This window comes from Nonomuraea sp. ATR24 (genome assembly GCF_041950485.1).
In the GTDB taxonomy this organism is placed as follows: domain Bacteria; phylum Actinomycetota; class Actinomycetes; order Streptosporangiales; family Streptosporangiaceae; genus Nonomuraea; species Nonomuraea ceibae.
On the sequence record NZ_JBGNUU010000026.1, the window covers coordinates 102993 to 118592 of the forward strand.

15 protein-coding genes are annotated in these 15600 nt (G+C 73.9%); 10 read left to right on the plus strand and 5 right to left on the minus strand.

Annotation, left to right across the window (positions count from 1 at the left end; translation table 11 throughout):
• Positions 1-76 precede the first annotated feature (76 nt).
• The 4 genes from ACBI99_RS40005 (at position 77) to ACBI99_RS40020 (ending at position 5968) form a co-directional block, all read left to right on the plus strand.
• Positions 77-1609, plus strand: coding sequence for a carboxyl transferase domain-containing protein (locus ACBI99_RS40005; protein WP_357590855.1), 1533 nt, complete (start codon positions 77-79; stop codon positions 1607-1609).
• Positions 1606-3492 carry a biotin carboxylase N-terminal domain-containing protein gene (locus ACBI99_RS40010; RefSeq protein ID WP_375074843.1) on the plus strand — a complete coding sequence of 629 codons (1887 nt, stop codon included), beginning with the start codon at positions 1606-1608 and terminating at the stop codon, positions 3490-3492. Before ACBI99_RS40005 ends, ACBI99_RS40010 begins: the two co-directional genes overlap by 4 nt.
• A complete protein-coding gene (locus ACBI99_RS40015) occupies positions 3489-4253 on the plus strand; it encodes an enoyl-CoA hydratase-related protein (RefSeq protein ID WP_364168808.1) in 765 nt (254 codons plus the stop codon). Before ACBI99_RS40010 ends, ACBI99_RS40015 begins: the two co-directional genes overlap by 4 nt.
• Positions 4254-4336: 83 nt before the next feature.
• Positions 4337-5968, plus strand: coding sequence for an acyclic terpene utilization AtuA family protein (locus ACBI99_RS40020; RefSeq protein ID WP_375074849.1), 1632 nt, complete (start codon positions 4337-4339; stop codon positions 5966-5968).
• Positions 5969-6001: 33 nt separating this feature from the next.
• Here the strand turns inward: ACBI99_RS40020 and ACBI99_RS40025 are convergent, their stop codons facing one another.
• On the minus strand, positions 6002-6877 hold the full coding sequence (locus ACBI99_RS40025) for an ROK family protein (RefSeq protein ID WP_357590757.1): 876 nt from the start codon (positions 6875-6877) through the stop codon (positions 6002-6004).
• A 67-nt stretch (positions 6878-6944) separates the two neighbouring features.
• On the opposite strand from ACBI99_RS40025, the gene ACBI99_RS40030 reads away from it, so the two are divergent.
• The 5 genes from ACBI99_RS40030 (at position 6945) to ACBI99_RS40050 (ending at position 10458) form a co-directional block, all read left to right on the plus strand.
• Complete coding sequence (locus tag ACBI99_RS40030) at positions 6945-7751, plus strand: GNAT family N-acetyltransferase (protein ID WP_357590759.1); 807 nt, start codon at positions 6945-6947, stop codon at positions 7749-7751.
• A gap of 61 nt (positions 7752-7812) precedes the next feature.
• On the plus strand, positions 7813-8829 hold the full coding sequence (locus ACBI99_RS40035; protein WP_375074844.1) for a phosphotransferase family protein: 1017 nt from the start codon (positions 7813-7815) through the stop codon (positions 8827-8829).
• 103 nt (positions 8830-8932) lie between these two features.
• Positions 8933-9142 carry a hypothetical protein gene (locus ACBI99_RS40040; RefSeq protein WP_357590763.1) on the plus strand — a complete coding sequence of 70 codons (210 nt, stop codon included), beginning with the start codon at positions 8933-8935 and terminating at the stop codon, positions 9140-9142.
• A 128-nt stretch (positions 9143-9270) separates the two neighbouring features.
• The gene (locus ACBI99_RS40045) at positions 9271-10122 is read left to right on the plus strand and encodes a helix-turn-helix domain-containing protein (protein WP_375074845.1); all 852 of its coding nucleotides are present in this window, start codon (positions 9271-9273) and stop codon (positions 10120-10122) included.
• A 69-nt stretch (positions 10123-10191) separates the two neighbouring features.
• The gene (locus ACBI99_RS40050; RefSeq protein WP_219507468.1) at positions 10192-10458 is read left to right on the plus strand and encodes a hypothetical protein; all 267 of its coding nucleotides are present in this window, start codon (positions 10192-10194) and stop codon (positions 10456-10458) included.
• 31 nt (positions 10459-10489) lie between these two features.
• Here ACBI99_RS40050 and ACBI99_RS40055 read toward each other — a convergent pair whose 3' ends face one another.
• Positions 10490-10960, minus strand: coding sequence for a MarR family winged helix-turn-helix transcriptional regulator (locus tag ACBI99_RS40055; RefSeq protein WP_375074846.1), 471 nt, complete (start codon positions 10958-10960; stop codon positions 10490-10492).
• A 36-nt stretch (positions 10961-10996) separates the two neighbouring features.
• Here ACBI99_RS40055 and ACBI99_RS40060 point away from each other — a divergent pair, with 36 nt between their 5' ends.
• Positions 10997-11392, plus strand: a complete 396-nt coding sequence (locus tag ACBI99_RS40060; protein WP_357590767.1) for a hypothetical protein — start codon at positions 10997-10999, stop codon at positions 11390-11392.
• Positions 11393-11456: 64 nt separating this feature from the next.
• Here the strand turns inward: ACBI99_RS40060 and ACBI99_RS40065 are convergent, their stop codons facing one another.
• The 3 genes from ACBI99_RS40065 to ACBI99_RS40075 form a co-directional block, all read right to left on the minus strand.
• Entirely contained in the window at positions 11457-12827 is a 1371-nt protein-coding gene (locus ACBI99_RS40065; RefSeq protein ID WP_375074847.1) for a sensor histidine kinase, read from the minus strand.
• Complete coding sequence (locus tag ACBI99_RS40070; protein WP_364168824.1) at positions 12824-13519, minus strand: response regulator transcription factor; 696 nt, start codon at positions 13517-13519, stop codon at positions 12824-12826. Before ACBI99_RS40070 ends, ACBI99_RS40065 begins: the two co-directional genes overlap by 4 nt.
• Before the next feature lie 182 nt (positions 13520-13701).
• On the minus strand, positions 13702-15204 hold the full coding sequence (locus ACBI99_RS40075; protein ID WP_375074848.1) for a phytoene desaturase family protein: 1503 nt from the start codon (positions 15202-15204) through the stop codon (positions 13702-13704).
• Positions 15205-15600 lie beyond the last annotated feature (396 nt).

Here is a 15600-nt window from a genome sequence, read left to right on the forward strand (position 1 = left end):
ACGGGTTACGGTATGCGTCGTGATCGTCAGCACGCTCGACACGTCCGGCCCCGACTACGCGCGGCGGCGGGAGGCGATGCTGGGCAAGCTGGCCGAGCTCGACGCCGAGCACGCCAAGGCGGTCGCGGGCGGCGGTGAGCGCTACGTGCGCCGCCACCGCGACCGGGGCAAGCTGCTGGCGCGCGAGCGGATCGAGCTGCTGGTCGACCCGGATTCGCCGTTCCTGGAGCTGTCGCCGCTGGCGGCGTGGGGCAGCGACTTCCCGGTGGGCGCGAGCGTGGTGACGGGCATCGGGGTGGTCGAGGGCGTCGAGTGCGTGATCACCGCGAACGACCCGACGGTGCGCGGCGGTGCCTCGAACCCGTGGACGCTGCGCAAGACGCTGCGCGCCGCCGACATCGCGCTGGCCAACCGCCTGCCGTACGTCAATCTGGTGGAGAGCGGCGGCGCGGACCTGCCGACGCAGAAGGAGATCTTCATCCCGGGCGGCCGGATCTTCCGTGACCTGACGCGGCTGTCGGCGGCGGGGATCCCGACGATCGCGCTGGTGTTCGGCAACTCGACGGCCGGGGGCGCGTACGTGCCGGGGATGAGCGACCACGTGGTGATGGTGCGCGAGCGGGCGAAGGTGTTCCTGGGCGGGCCGCCGCTGGTCAGGATGGCGACCGGCGAGGAGTCCGACGAGGAGTCGCTGGGCGGCGCGGAGATGCACGCCCGGGTGAGCGGCCTGGCCGACTACCTGGCGGCCGACGAGCACGACGCGCTGCGGATCGGCCGCCGGATCGTGCGCTCGCTCGGCTGGCGCAAGCTGGGCGCGCGGCCTGGCGCCGTGCGCGATCCGCTCTATCCGGCGGAGGAGCTGCTGGGGATCGTGCCGGAGGACCTGAAGGTGCCGTTCGACCCGCGCGAGGTGATCGCCCGCATCGCCGACGGCAGCGCGTTCGAGGAGTTCAAGCCGCTGTACGGGGCGTCGCTGGTGACGGGGTGGGCGCGGCTGCACGGCTATCCGGTGGGCGTGCTGGCGAACGCGCGCGGGGTGCTGTTCAGCGAGGAGGCGCAGAAGGCGGCGCAGTTCATCCAGCTCGCCAACCAGTCGCGCACGCCGCTGATCTTCCTGCAGAACACGACGGGTTACATGGTCGGCAAGGAGTACGAGCAGGGCGGCATCATCAAGCACGGCGCCATGATGATCAACGCGGTGTCCAACTCGACGGTGCCGCATCTGACGGTGGTGATGGGCGCCTCCTACGGGGCGGGCAACTACGGGATGTGCGGGCGGGCCTACGATCCGCGGTTCCTGTTCAGCTGGCCGAGCGCCAAGTCGGCGGTGATGGGCCCGGCGCAGCTCGCCGGGGTGCTGTCGATCGTCGGCCGGGCGTCGGCGCTGGCGCGCGGCCAGGCGTACGACGAGGAGGCGGACGCGGCGATGCGGGCGATGGTGGAGGAGCGGATCGAGGCGGAGTCGCTGCCGTTCTTCCTGTCGGGGCGGCTCTACGACGACGGCGTGATCGACCCGCGTGACACGCGGACGGTGCTGGGGCTGTGCCTGTCGGCGATCAACAGCGCGCCGGTGCCGGAGCCCGCCGGATTCGGGGTGTTCCGGCCGTGATCACGCGTCTGCTGGTGGCCAACCGGGGCGAGATCGCCCGCCGCGTCTTCCGCACCTGCCGCGAGCTCGGCGTCGAGACGGTCGCGGTCTTCTCCGACGCCGACGCCCGCGCCCCGCACGTGGCGGAGGCCGACCGCGCGGTGCGGCTGAGCGGGGTCACGCCCGCCGAGACCTACTTGGCGGCCGACCGGCTGATCGAGGCGTGCCGGGCGTCGGGGGCCGACGCGGTCCATCCGGGTTACGGGTTCCTGTCGGAGAACGCGGCGTTCGCGCAGGCGGTGCTCGACGCGGGGCTGGCGTGGGTGGGGCCGCCGCCCTCGGCGATCGCCGCGATGGGCTCGAAGCCGGCCGCCAAGCGGCTGATGGCGGAGGCGGGCGTGCCGGTGCTGCCGTCGCTGCCGGTGGACGGGGAGCCCGGCCCGGGGTGGGAGTTCCCGCTGCTGGTGAAGGCGAGCGCGGGCGGCGGCGGGCGCGGCATGCGGGTCGTCCGCGATCCGGGCGAGCTGGCGCGGGCGGTGGAGTCGGCGCGGCGGGAGGCGGAGGCGGCCTTCGGCGAAGGCGGCGTGTTCGCCGAGCCGCTGCTGGAGGGCGCCCGGCACGTCGAGGTGCAGGTGCTGGCCGACCGCCACGGCGGCGTGTGGGCGCTGGGCGAGCGCGAGTGCAGCGTGCAGCGCCGGCATCAGAAGGTCGTCGAGGAGTGCCCGTCGCCCGGCGTCACCGCCGCCCTGCGGGCCGAGCTGGAGGACGCGGCCGTGCGGGCGGCACGGGCGATCGGCTACGTCGGCGCGGGCACCGTCGAGTTCCTGGTCAGGGGCGAGCGGGTGGCGTTCCTGGAGATGAACACCCGGCTGCAGGTCGAGCATCCGGTGACCGAGCTGGTCCACGGGATCGACCTGGTCCGATGGCAGATCGAGGTGGCGCGGGGCGCGACGCTGCCGCCGGGGCCGCCGCGCCCGTCGGGCCACGCGGTGGAGGTGCGGCTGTACGCGGAGGACCGCGACTTCCTGCCGCAGGCGGGGGTTCTGCACCGGTTCGAGGTGCCGGAGGGGGTGCGGGTCGACGCGGGGGTGGAGAGCGGGTCGGCGGTGCCGCCGCACTACGACGCGCTCCTGGCCAAGATCGTCGGGTACGGGGCCGATCGGGACGAGGCGGTGCGCAGGACGGCCCGGGCTCTGCGCGGGGCCAGGATTCACGGGCTCACTACGAACCGCGACCTTCTCCTCCACATCCTGAAAAATCAGGACTTCTTGCGGGGGGAGACGCACACCGGGTTCCTCGACCTCCATCCGGAGCCCGCCCCCGCGCCCCCGTCGGACCTCGCGGTGCTGGCCGCCGCGCTGGCCCTGGCCGCCGCCAACCGCGAGCGCGCCCCGGTCCTGCGCGGCCTTCCCAGCGGGTGGCGCAACGTCCGCTCGCAGCCGCGCACGGCCCGCTTCGAGGAGGCCGAGGCGGTCTACGACCCGCTGCCCGAGGGCGTGACGGTGACCGAGGTCGCCCGCGCCGGTGACGCGTACCGGGTGGTGCTGGAACGCGGCACGGTGCGGCAGGCGTTCGAGGTGGCCCGCTACGACGGCGGGAAGGTGTACGTGGACGGGCCGGACGAGTCGGTCACGCTGACGCCGGTGCCGAGGCTGCCGGAGCCCGCCGAGCACGTCGCCCCCGGGTCGCTGCTGGCCCCGATGCCGGGCAACGTGCTGCGCGTCGAGGTCGAGGCGGGCGCCCGGGTGGAGAAGGGCCAGCCGGTGCTGGTGCTGGAGGCGATGAAGATGGAGCATCTGATCACCGCCCCGGCGGGCGGCGTCGTCTCGGCCGTGCACGCGCGCCAGGGCCGCCAGGTCGAGGCGGGAGCCGTACTGGCGATCATCGAAGAAGGGGAATCATGACGCGCCTGGTCCACAAGGAGCTGTCCGGCGGCATCGCGACGATCACGCTCGACTCGCCGCCGAACCGCAACGCCCTGTCCACCCGCCTGCTCGCCGACCTGACCGACCGCCTGGAGTGGGCGCTGGCCGAGCCGTCGGCACGGGTGATCGTGCTGACGGGCACCGGGCACGTGTTCAGCTCCGGCGCCGACCTGAAGGAGCAGCGGGCCGCGGGCTCGGACGCGCCGGTCACCTCCGCGTTCCCGCAGGTGATGGCCACCCTCTGGGAGAGCCCGAAGCCGGTGATCTGCCGGCTCAACGGCACCGCCCGCGCGGGCGGGCTCGGGCTGGTGGCCTCGTGCGACTTCGCGATCGCGCCGGTGACGGCGTCGTTCGCGTTCACCGAGGTGCGGCTGGGCGTGGTGCCCGCGATGATCTCGGTGCCGGTGCTGCGGCGGCTGGACCCGAGGGCGGCGGCCGAATACCTGATGACCGGCGAGGTGTTCCCGGCGGCCCGGGCGGTGGAGATCGGCCTGCTGACCCGCGCCGTCCCGGAGGAGGAGCTGGACGAGGCCGTCGCCCACTACGCCGGCATGCTGCTCAAGGGCGGCCCGGAGGCGCTGGCCATCACCAAGCGCCTGGTCAGGGAGGTGCCGGCGCTGTCGTTCGAGGAGGGGCTGAGCCGGATGACGGAGCTGTCGGCCGAGCGCTTCACCTCCGACGAGGGCCGCGAGGGCATCGCCGCCTTCGCCGCCAAGCGCCCGCCCCGCTGGGTCCCGTGACCGGGGCCGGGGCCGGGAGCGGTCCGCTGCGGGTGGCCAACTGCAGCGGCTTCTACGGCGACCGGCTCTCGGCCGCCCGCGAGATGGTCGAGGGCGGCCCCATCGACGTGCTGACCGGCGACTGGCTGGCCGAGCTGACGATGCTCATCCTGGCGGGCAACCGGCTCAAGGGCCGCCCCGGCTACGCGCCCACGTTCCTGCGGCAGCTGGAGGACGTCCTCGGGCCGTGCCTGGACCGGGGCATCAGGATCGTCGCCAACGCCGGCGGCCTCGACCCGGCGGGCTGCGCGGAGGCCGTGCACGAGCTGGCCGCCCGGCTCGGCCTGTCGCCCAGCGTCGCCTGCGTGACCGGCGACGACCTGACCGGGACGGACCTCGACCTGGTCAACGCCGACACCGGCGAACGGCTGACCGCCACGCCGCTGACCGCCAACGCCTACCTGGGCGGCCGGCCCATCGCCGCCGCGCTGTCGGCGGGCGCGGACGTGGTGGTGACCGGCCGGGTCACCGACGCCGCCCTGGTCACGGGGCCGGGCATCTGGCGCTACGGGTGGCGGCCCGGCGACCTGGACGCGCTGGCGGGCTCGGTGGTCGCCGGCCACGTCATCGAGTGCGGCTGCCAGGCCACCGGCGGCAACTACGCGTTCTTCCGCGACGTGCCCGACCTGGCGCACTGCGGCTTCCCGCTGGCCGAGCTGCACGCCGACGGCTCCAGCGTGATCACCAAGCATCCCGGCACGGGCGGCCTGGTGTCGGTCGGCACGGTGACGGCGCAGCTCCTGTACGAGATCGCCGGGCCCGCCTACCCGGGGCCCGACGTGGTGGCCCGCTTCGACACGATCACGCTGTCCGGCGACGGCCCCGACCGCGTGCGCATCAGCGGCGTGCGCGGCGATCCGCCGCCCGGCACACTCAAGGTCGCGGTCACCTACCCGGCGGGCTACCGCAACACGATGACGCTCGTGCTGACCGGCCTGGACCAGGAGGCCAAGGGCCGGGTCGCCGAGGAGGCCATCTGGGCGCGGGTGCCCAAGGAGTCGTTCGAGCGGGTGGAGGTCTCCCGGGCGGACGGGCTGCTGCGCATCACGGTCATGGACCCCGACCCGGGCCGGGCGGGCCGGGCGTTCTCCTCCGCCGTGGTGGAGACGGGCCTGGCCAGCTACCCGGGCTTCCACGCGCTCTCCCCGCCCGGCGCGGCGTCGCCGTACGGCGTCTACTGGCCGGTGCTGGTCCCGGCGTCGGCGGTCACGCCGGAGGTCCGCGTGGACGGCGAGCTGCTGCCCCCGGACGGCCCGCCCCCGCCCTTCCCCGACCTGCCCTTCGCCGACCCGCCCGAGCGGCCCGTCCCTGCCGTCCCGGACGCGCCGGTGGCCGATGGGGAGCCGGTACGGGTCCCGCTGGGGCGGGTGGCCGGGGCGCGGTCGGGCGACAAGGGCGGCAACGCGAACCTTGGCGTGTGGACCACCACGGCCGCGCAGTACGCCTGGCTGGCGGCCCATCTGACCGTCGGGCGGCTGAAGGAGCTGCTGCCGGAGCTGGCCGCCCACCGGGTGGACCGCTACGAGCTGCCCAACCTGAACGCGCTGAACTTCGTCGTGCACGGCCTGCTGGGCAGGGGTGTCGCGGCCAGCGCCCGGCCCGACCCGCAGGCCAAGGCACTGGGCGAGGAGCTGCGCGCCCAGGAGGTGGAGATCCCGGCGTCCCTCCTGGAGTGAGCGGTGGCCCTCCTGGAGTGAGCGGCGGCGCGGTCAGGCGAGTGCGCGGAAGCCGAGCAGGGCCGCGCCGAGGAGCCCCGCGTCCACGCCGAGCGCCGAGGCGCGCACGCGGGGCGGGCGGCGGAAGGTCAGCCGGCCCGCCAGGTGCTCGCGCAGCGGGCCGAGGAGGGCGTCACCGGCGCGCGAGAGGCCGCCGCCGATGACGATCAGCGCCGGGTCCAGCAGCAGCGTGCAGGTGGCCAGGGCGGTGGCCAGGGCCGCCAGGGCGTCGTCCCAGACCTCGGCCGCCACGGGATCGCCCTCGGCCGCGCGGCGCACCACGTCGGCCGCCGACGACTCGCCGCACCGGGCGGCGATGGCCGACGCCGACGCGTACAGGGTCAGGCAGCCGCGCTGGCCGCACGCACAGGACGGCCCGGCGGGGCGTACCGGGATGTGCCCGAGCTGCCCGGCCCAGCCGGACGCGCCGCCGTACAGGGAGCCGTTCAGCACCAGCGCGCCGGCGATGCCGGTGCCGATCGGCACGTACAGCACGTGGCCGGGCGTCCGCTCGGTGACGCCGTAGGCCAGCTCGGCGTCCCCGGCGGAGCGGACGTCGTGGCCCAGGGCGAGCGGGAGGTCCAGCGTGGTGAAGGCGCCCGCCGGGACGTCGCGCCAGCCGATCGCGGCCGAGTAGACGGCGTGGGTGGGCGTGACGAGGCCGGGCACGGCCAGGCCGACGGCCTCGGGCGCGGCGCCCGGGCGGGCGGCGAGGTCGGCGATGAGGGCGGAGACGGCGGCGACGACGCGGTCCGGGCCGTCGGCACGCGGGGTGGGACGGCGCTCATGATGGAGGATTGTGCCGTCACGAGCGACAAGTCCACCTTTGATGGTGGTGCCGCCGACATCTACCGCTATAACGCATTGCATCCCTCCATGGTCGCGGTGACGGAAAACACTTTGAGCCGCCGGGGTGCCGTACAGGAGGATGGCGGCCATGCACGTACGCCGTCTGACCCTCGACGACCTGGACGCCTGCGGCCGGCTGGCCAAGGACCGGGGCTGGCTGCCCGAGCGGCACAAGTGGACGCTGCTGTTCGAGGTCGGCGAGGTCTACGGGATCGACGCGCCCGACGGCGACGGCCTGGCCTCGACCACGATCCTGACCCGCTACGGCGACGACCACGCGGTGATCAGCATGGTGCTGACCGCTTCCCGCTACGGCCGGCAGGGGCTGGCCCGCCGCCTGATGGAGCACGTGATCGCCCAGGCGGGCGACCGGATCGTGTCGCTGCACGCCACCGAGAACGGCCGCCCCCTGTACGAGCGGCTCGGCTTCCGCACGGTCGGGCACGTCGCCAAGCGGACCGGCGTCTTCGGCGGCGAGCACTCCGGCCGGACGCGCCCGGCGACGGAGGCCGACCTGGAGACGATCCTGGCGCTCGACGCCGACGCGTTCGGCACCGACCGGTCGCCGCTGCTGCGCAGGATGTTCAGCTTCGGCGAGCGGGTGCGGATCGCCGAGGGCGGCTTCGGGCACTGCTGGCGCAACGACGACAACGTGGTCATCGGCCCCGTCGTGGCGGGGGACGAGGAGACCGCGCGGGCGCTGATCGGCGACCTGGCCCTCGACGTGGGCGGCGAGGTGCGCCTGGACCTCGACCTGGCCAAGGAGGACCTGGCCGGCTGGGCGGCCGAGCACGGCATCGGCGCCCCCTGGCAGGTGTCGCTCATGGTGCGCGGCGGCGACCTGCCGGGTGACCGCGCGCGGCAGTTCCTGCCGTTCATGCAGGCGCTGGGTTGACCGGCGGATCGGCGCTCTCGTAGGGTCGATCACCAGAATATCGTTCTGTCGAAGGGCCGTCATGTCCGCCACCCACATCGACGTCAACGCCGTCGACCTCGCCGGCCTCGGCGCCTGGATGGACGCGCAGGGCCTGCCCGAAGGGCCGATCACCGGCCTGGCGCCGGTGCCCGGCGGCACCCAGAACGTCATGGCCCGCTTCGAGCGCGGCGGCCGCCCGTACATCCTGCGCAGGCCCCCGCAGCACGCCCGCGCCAAGAGCAACGAGGTGCTGCGGCGCGAGGCGCGGGTGCTGGCGGCGCTGCGTGACACGCCCGTCGCGGCGCCCCGGCTGGTCGCCGCGCAGACGGCGGAAGAGCCGGTGTTCTACCTGATGGAGCCGGTCGACGGGTTCAACCCGTCGACCGGGCTGCCCGAGCCGCACGCCTCCGACCCGGCGATCCGGCACCGGATGGGCCTGGAGGCCGCCTCGGCGCTGGCCGAGCTCGGGCGCGTCGACCCGGGGGTGCTGCCGGGGTTCGGCCGGCCGGAGGGGTTCCTGGAGCGGCAGGTGCCGCGCTGGATGCGGGAACTCAACGGCTACGGGGAGCTCGACGGCTACCCGGGGCCGCGGATTCCCGGGCTGGCCGAGACGGCGGCGTGGCTGGAGGCCAACCGGCCCGCGTCGTTCACGCCGGGGATCATGCACGGCGACTACCACTTCGCCAACCTGATGTTCGCCCACGACGGGCCCCGGGTGGCGGCGATCGTCGACTGGGAGATGTGCACGATCGGCGACCCGCTGGTCGACCTCGGCTGGCTGGTGGCGATGTGGCCGCAGGCCGCGGGGCTGGTGCCGGGGCTGGCCTCGCCCCGGGAGATCGTCGACTGCTACGCGGCGCTGTCCGACCGCGACCTGTCGGCGATCGACTGGTACGCGGTGATGGCCTGCTTCAAGCTCGGCATCGTGCTGGAGGGCACCCACGCCCGCGCGTTCGCCGGCAAGGCGCCCAAGGACATCGGCGATCTGCTGCACGCCACCACGCTGTCGCTGTTCGAACGGGCCGGGCACATCATGCGCGACTCGATTTCGACATAACCCCCACATAGCCCAATATCCCGATTTTTCCGAAAAAGGATCACAAGTAGGAAGTTGTCCCCTACAATTGCGCGCAATTGCAGTTGTTCGGGGAAGGATCGTCATGCGGATGCGGTTCCTGGGTTCCACGTCGGACGCCGGCGCCTGCCCGACCCTGTACGAGACCGACCGAGGCACCATCGTCATCCAGGGGCTCCAGGTCACCGACGCCGAGGCCCTGGCCGACCTGCGGGACGTGCTCGACGGCGAGACCGCGGTCGAGGTGCCCCGCGAGCTCATCACCGAGATCGCCCGCCGGGTCCTGCCTGCCTGACCCCCGCCCTGCCCGGTCGTGCGCGGCCTCGGGACATCGGGAAAGTGACCACCCCCCGCGACCGGCTGGTCACGATTGCGCGACTGGGCCTGGCATGATCCACCGGCCCGGGGCTAGCCTCTTGCGTCGTGACGTCGTTTCAACAGGCGCGCGCCGACCTCGGCGGGCAGCTCAGGCAATTGCGTGAGGCGGCCCGCCTCACGGGCAAGGAGCTGGCCGAACGGCTGCGCTGGCAGCCGTCCAAGGTCTCCCGCCTGGAGAACGCCCGGCAGACCCCGTCCGAGGACGACGTCGTGGTGTGGGCGCAGGCGGTGAAGGCGCCACCCGAGGTCACGGACGAGCTGATCGCCCAGGCCATCGCCCTGCTGGAACGGCACGACGGCTGGAAGCAGCGCCACCGCAGCGGCCTGGCCGCCCTCCAGGAGGACGTGCGCGACCTGGAGGCGCGCACCAAGCTGTTCCGGGTGTTCGAGCCGGGCATCCTGGCCGGCCTGCTGCAGACCTCCGAGTACGCCCGCCACGTGTTCCGCAAGGTCAGGCGCCTCTACAGCGCGGCCGACCAGATCGACGCGGCGGTGCGGGTGCGGATGCAGCGCCAGGAGATCCTCTACGACCGCACGCGCACGTTCAGGTTCGTGGTGCCGGAGGCGGTGCTGCACACCCGGCTGGCCCCGCACGACGTGATGCTCGGCCAGGTCGACCGGCTGCTCGCGGTCAGCTCACTGCCGAACGTGCAGTTCGGCGTGATCCCGTTCACCCAGGAGCTGCCGTCGGCGCCGGTCAACGGCTTCTGGATCTACAACGAGGCCATGGTGGGCGTCGCCACCATGACGAAGGATCTGGTGCTGCGCGATCCCGACGACGTGGCGTTCTACGTTCGCGCCTTCGACGATTACGCGAAAGTCGCGCAGTTCGGCGAAGCCGGGCGGGACACCATCATCCGGATTCTTAACGAATACCGCAAACAATCCCCACACTAATCCTCGCAATTGCTTGCCCTCCTCCTCAAGATCGTGCAATTCTGGCGCGAGACGATGCGGAGGTGACGCATGATGCTTGACACCGCGCTCTGCCTGGAGCAGTTCGCGAGGTTCGCGGGTCGTCACGCCGACCTGTCCGTCCAGAGCCTGTCCCTGGCGAGCGATCCGGCGTTCGTGTGCGTGCGCAACCGTTTCTCCGCCACGCTGGCCGAGAACGTCACCTGCTCCGACGACGGCAGCTTCGTCACGTCGTGGGGCTACCGGCTCGGCACGGCCGACGACGTGGAGGCCGCCGCCGCCCGCCTCGCCTACCTCCTGGCCGCCCTCCCCGCCTAGCCCTCCCGGCCGCCTGCCCCACTCTCTCCGCTCACTCCTCGGGCGGGTCGGACGACAGCCGTCGCGCGTGCTCGCGGTTGACGTCGGCGAGCCGGCCGAGCAGCAGGAGGAGGTCGCGGAGCCGGGCGGCGGGAACGTCCTCCAGCACGGCGACGGCGTCGGCGTGGACCCGTTCCCATGTCGTGGCGCGCAATTCGGCGTGGCCGTCCGACACCCCGATGACCTGCGAGCGCCGATCGGTGGCGCTCTGCCGTCTGACCGCGTATCCCGGGGCGACGAGCCGGTCGGCGATCTTGGTGATGGCCGCCGGGCTCAGGTTGCTCAGCGCGGCCAGCCGCTGGGCGGGCATCGCGCCCTCCCGGTGCAGGATCTCAAGGCAGCGCAGGTCGTTGTGGTTGAGCCCGTAGCGCCCCGCGACCGCCTCCAGCAGGGCGTCGTGGGTGGCGTGGAGCTCGCGGATCGCGTTCAGCGCGCGGGCCGCGTCGTCTCGGTCGGTGGCCATGTCCGCCTTTGGTTTCCATCGTGTATCTTTCACGGCGTGAACTACTTTATCGCACCTGCAAGGTGGCCCGCCGCCGCCACCGCGCTGTACGTGCTGTGGGGGGTGCTGCACGTCGGGCTGGGGGCGGGCATGATCCTGTCCGGCGGCTCCCCCGCGGACGAGGCGGCGGCCGAGAGCCTCATGTTCTTCGCGTGCGCCGCCGTGTTCGGGCTCCAGGCCATCGGCGTCGCCCTCACCATGAACCGCCTCAACAGCCGCCGCGGCCACTGGCTCAACCTGCTCGTGCTCGGCGCGGTCGACGCGGCGTTCCTCGCCGTGATGGTCCGGCCCGGGCACGTGGACGCGGTGGGCGGGCTGTCGGGGCCGGTGATCTGGCTGCTCGCCGCCGCCTGCTCCACCGTCGCGCAACGACGCGCCCCGGTGTCCGCCTGACGACCGCCCCGCCGTGCGACCGGCCCGCCGTGTGACCGGCCCGTACGGACTGCGCGGCCGGTCGTCAGCTGCTCGGGGTGGCGCGGCCCGGCAGTTCGAGGGTCGCGATCACCCCGCCGTCCGGCGCGTTCCCGAGCCGTACCTCTCCGCCCACCTCGGCCACGGCCTGCGCGACGATCGCCAGGCCCAGCCCCGAACCCGGCAGCGAGCGAGCCGACGGCGAGCGCCAGAACCGCTCGAACACGTGCGGCAGCTCCTCCTCCGCGATGCCCGGCCCCCGGTCCCGCACGGTCAGCACGCCGTCGCGCAGCACGACCTCCACCCGGCCGCCGGGACTGAACTTGGCGGCGTTGTCGATGAGGTTGAGCACGGCACGTTCCAACGACGCGGCGCCGCCGACCACATACCAGGGGCTCAGGTCGGTGCTGACCTCGGCGCCGCGCAGCCTGGCCCGCCCGGCGGCGGCCGTGACGACGTCGTGCAGCGGCAGCTCGGCGTGCGGCTCGTGGTCGGTGTCGCCCCTGGCGAGCTGCAGCAGGTCGCCCACCAGCGTGGACAGCTCGGCGAACTGCGCCTTGACGTTGACCAGCAGCCGCTCCTTGGCGCCCGGGTCGAGGCTGCGGCCCGTCTGCTCGCTGCGCAGCAGCAGGTCGATGTTGGTGCGCAGGGTGGTGAGCGGCGTGCGCAGCTCGTGCCCGGCGTCGGCGACGAGCTGCCGCTGGCGGTCGCGCGACCCGGCCAGCGCGGCGGTCATCGCGTTGAACGACGCGCTCAGCCGGGCGATCTCGTCGCTGCCGTCGATCGGGATGCGGGTGTCGAGGTCCTCGGTCTGCGCGATGTGCTCGACCGCCCTGGTCAGCCGGCCCACCGGGCGCAGCGCGGCGCGCGAGACGAGCAGCCCCGCCGTGGCGGCGACGAGCACGCCGAGCGCGGCCACGGCCGCCAGCAGGATCGACACGCTGCGCAGCGTGCTCTGCAGCTCGTGGGTGGGGCGGGCGATGACGAACGCGGCGTCGCGGTCGACGTTCCTGACCAGCACGCGCAGCGGGGTGCCGTCGTCGGCGTAGCCGTCGTAGACGAGCTCCTGGCCGTGGTTGCCGCCGGCGACCTCCTCCTCCCGGCGGGTGACCTTGATCGCGGTGTTGCCCATGACGCAGCGGGTGCCGTCGGGGAAGACGATCTGCATCGGCTCGGGGAACGGCGGGTACTTGCCGTAGCCGGTCGCGCTCACCGGCTCGGCGGAGCACTCGCGGGTCGCCTTCTGCATGCGTTCGAAGGGGACGCGCTCGCCGGTCTCCCGCAGCGACTGGTTGAGCTGCCACGACAGCTCCCTGCGGACGAAGTACCAGGTGCCGACGGCCGAGACGCCCACCGCGATCGCCACCGCCGCGGCCACCAGGAGCGTCAGGCGGGCGCGCAGGCTGCGCTTTCTCACGAGGAGCCTCTGAGCACGTAGCCGACGCCGCGCACGGTGTGGATCACCCGGGGCTCGCCGCCGGCCTCGGTCTTGCGCCGCAGGTACATCACGTACACGTCGAGCGAGTTGGACGTCGGCTCGAAGTCGAACCCCCACACCTCGGCCAGGATCTGGTCCCGCGTCAGCACCTGGCGGGGGTGGGCCAGGAACAGCTCCATCAGCAGGTACTCGGTCCTGGTGAGGTCCAGCCGCCGCGCGCCCCGCGTCACCTCGCGGGTCGCCGGGTCCATGCGCAGGTCCCCGAAGGCCAGCGTCTGCTCCGGCTCGCCCGCGCTCAGCGCGCCGCGCCGCAGCAGCGCCCGCACCCGGGCCAGCAGCTCGTCCAGCTCGAACGGCTTGACCAGGTAGTCGTCGGCGCCCGCGTCCAGCCCTGACACCCGGTCCCCGACGGCGTCGCGGGCGGTCAGCATGAGCACCGGGACGTGGTTGCCGGTCCCGCGCAGCCGGCGGCAGGCGGTCAGCCCGTCGAGCCGCGGCATCATCACGTCGAGCAGCACCGCGTCGTACGGCTGCCGGGCCAGCTCCTCCAGCGCCGCCTGCCCGTCGTCGGCGGTCACGACCCGGTAGCCCTCGAACTCCAGGCTCGACTGCAGCGCCTCGCGCAACGCGGGCTCGTCGTCCACCACCAGCAACCGTGCGGGCTCACTCATGCCACCACGCTAGAGGAGCAATCTGAGAAGGCGATGAACGCGACCCCCCGCCCGACCGGCCCCTGTCCGGCCACCCCGCCCGGCCCGCCGTCCGGCTCCTGCCCGTCCGGCCCACCCTGTCCGGCCCTGTCCAGTCGTACGGGCGGACGCGGGCGGGCGGACAGGGCGACCGGCGGAGGCGGTCAGCCGAGGAGGGCCATCGCCGCGTTGTGGCCGGGGATGCCGCTCACGCCGCCGCCCCGGCGGGCGCCCGCGCCGCACAGCAGGATCCGCTCGTGCCCGGTCTCGACGCCCCAGCCGCCCTCGTCCCCGTACGGCCAGCTCAGGTCGCGGTGGAAGATGTGGCCGCCGGGCAGCCCGGCCTCGTTCTCCAGGTCCACCGGCGTCTTGGCCTCGACGCACGGCGTGCCGTCGGGGGCGCGCAGGAGGCAGTCCTCGATGGGCTCGGCCAGGACCGTGTTGATCGACGCGAACGTGGCGCGCAGGGCATCCTCCCTGGCCTTGTCCGGATTTTCCCGGAAAAGGCGGGCGGGCATGTGGAGGCCGAACAGCGTCAGCGTCTCCGCCCTCCCCCGCAGCTCCGGCCCGAGGATCGACGGGTCCGTGAGCGAGTGGCAGTACACCTCGGCCGGCGGCAGCTCCGGGATCACGCCCGCCGCCGCCTGCGCGTACGCCCGGGCGAGCTGGTCGCGGCCCTCGTTGATGTGGAACGTCCCGCTGAAGGCCGCGACCGGGTCGACCGTCCCGTCCTTGAGCCTGGGCAGCCGGCTGAGCACCATGTTCACCTTGAGCTGGGCGCCCTCCGGCTGCTCGGGCGTCCTGCCGAGCGCCTTGTCCAGCACGGCCGGGGGCAGGTTCACCAGGACGTGCCCGCCGGTCACCGTGTGCTCGGCGCCCTCCGTACGGAACGTGACCTCCCCCGACGGCGAGATGCCGACGACCTCGGCGCCCGTCCTGATCTCCGCGCCCGCGCGCCGGGCCGCGTCCTCCAGCGCGCCCGAGACCGCGCCCATGCCGCCGACCGGCACGTTCCACTCCCCCGTGCCGTCGCCGATCACGTGATAGAGGAAGCACCGGTTCGCCAGCAGGTCGGTGGCCGGATCGGCGAACGTCCCGATCAGCGCGTCCGTCAGCACCACCCCGCGCACCGTGTCGTCGCCGAACCGCTCGTCCACCGTCTCCCCGATGGGCCGCGCGAACAGCTCACCCCACGCCCGCGCCCCCACCATGCGCTCGACCTCCGCCGCCGTGCGCAACGGCTCCAGCAGCGTGGGCGCGAGCACCTGGGCGGTACGGGCCACCATGCCGTAGAAGTCCTGCCATGCGGTGTGGTCGGCCTCCCCGCCCGTCACCTCCAGGAACGACCGCCTCGTCCGCTCGGCGTCCCCGCCGTCCACGAGCAGCCCGGTGTCCCCCTTGGGGGTGTACGAGGCATACCGCCGCCTGCGCAGCTCCAGGCCGAGACCCAGGTCCTTGACGATCTTCGTCGGGAGGAGGCTGACCAGGTACGAGTAGCGCGACAGGCGTACGTCCACGCCCGGAAACGGCCGCGCGGAGATCGCCAGGCCGCCCGCGTGGCCCTGCCGCTCCAGCACCAGCACCCGCCGCCCGGCCCCCGCCAGGTAGGCCGCCGCGACCAGCCCATTGTGACCCCCACCGGCCACAACCACGTCATACGCACCCATCCCGGCACCATATCCCGCACCACCTCCCAGAGACACGCCCTCCCAACCCCGCCCAGCCCGTGTAACCGCCCCACCCGAGGCACCTGCCGTGGGAAGGCCACCCCGGAGGGCTGACCGCCCGGATGCGCCGCAACCTCCCACCCGGACGCCGCGCCCGACGCCTCCGGCGACCGCACCACCCGCACGCGCCACCGCCGACCGCCCGGGCGACCCCCGGCGGGCCCCTGCGGCGCCCGTCCCCACGGAGCGGTGGAGCCGCAGCCCGGGCCGAGCCGAGGAGCGGGCTGGTGGGGCCGGGGGGCCGGGACGGGGGGCGCCCGGGACGGGGGCCGGGCCGGGAGCCGGGGCCGAGGGCTGGGGCCGAGGGCTGGGGCCGGGGGTCGGAGGTCGGGGGTC

Excerpts from the sequence above, each read along its gene's own strand:
- ACBI99_RS40020 (WP_375074849.1), top strand. The coding sequence starts at position 4,337 with ATGGTCGAGGGCGGCCCCATCGACGTGCTGACCGGCGACTGGCTGGCC.
- ACBI99_RS40075 (WP_375074848.1), bottom strand. The coding sequence starts at position 15,204 with ATGGGTGCGTATGACGTGGTTGTGGCCGGTGGGGGTCACAATGGGCTG.
- ACBI99_RS40015 (WP_364168808.1), top strand. The coding sequence starts at position 3,489 with ATGACGCGCCTGGTCCACAAGGAGCTGTCCGGCGGCATCGCGACGATC.
- ACBI99_RS40035 (WP_375074844.1), top strand. The coding sequence starts at position 7,813 with ATGTCCGCCACCCACATCGACGTCAACGCCGTCGACCTCGCCGGCCTC.
- ACBI99_RS40030 (WP_357590759.1), top strand. The coding sequence starts at position 6,945 with ATGCACGTACGCCGTCTGACCCTCGACGACCTGGACGCCTGCGGCCGG.
- ACBI99_RS40005 (WP_357590855.1), top strand. The coding sequence starts at position 77 with ATGCTGGGCAAGCTGGCCGAGCTCGACGCCGAGCACGCCAAGGCGGTC.
- ACBI99_RS40055 (WP_375074846.1), bottom strand. The coding sequence starts at position 10,960 with ATGGCCACCGACCGAGACGACGCGGCCCGCGCGCTGAACGCGATCCGC.
- ACBI99_RS40040 (WP_357590763.1), top strand. The coding sequence starts at position 8,933 with ATGCGGATGCGGTTCCTGGGTTCCACGTCGGACGCCGGCGCCTGCCCG.
- ACBI99_RS40050 (WP_219507468.1), top strand. The coding sequence starts at position 10,192 with ATGATGCTTGACACCGCGCTCTGCCTGGAGCAGTTCGCGAGGTTCGCG.
- ACBI99_RS40070 (WP_364168824.1), bottom strand. The coding sequence starts at position 13,519 with ATGAGTGAGCCCGCACGGTTGCTGGTGGTGGACGACGAGCCCGCGTTG.
- ACBI99_RS40025 (WP_357590757.1), bottom strand. The coding sequence starts at position 6,877 with ATGCAATGCGTTATAGCGGTAGATGTCGGCGGCACCACCATCAAAGGT.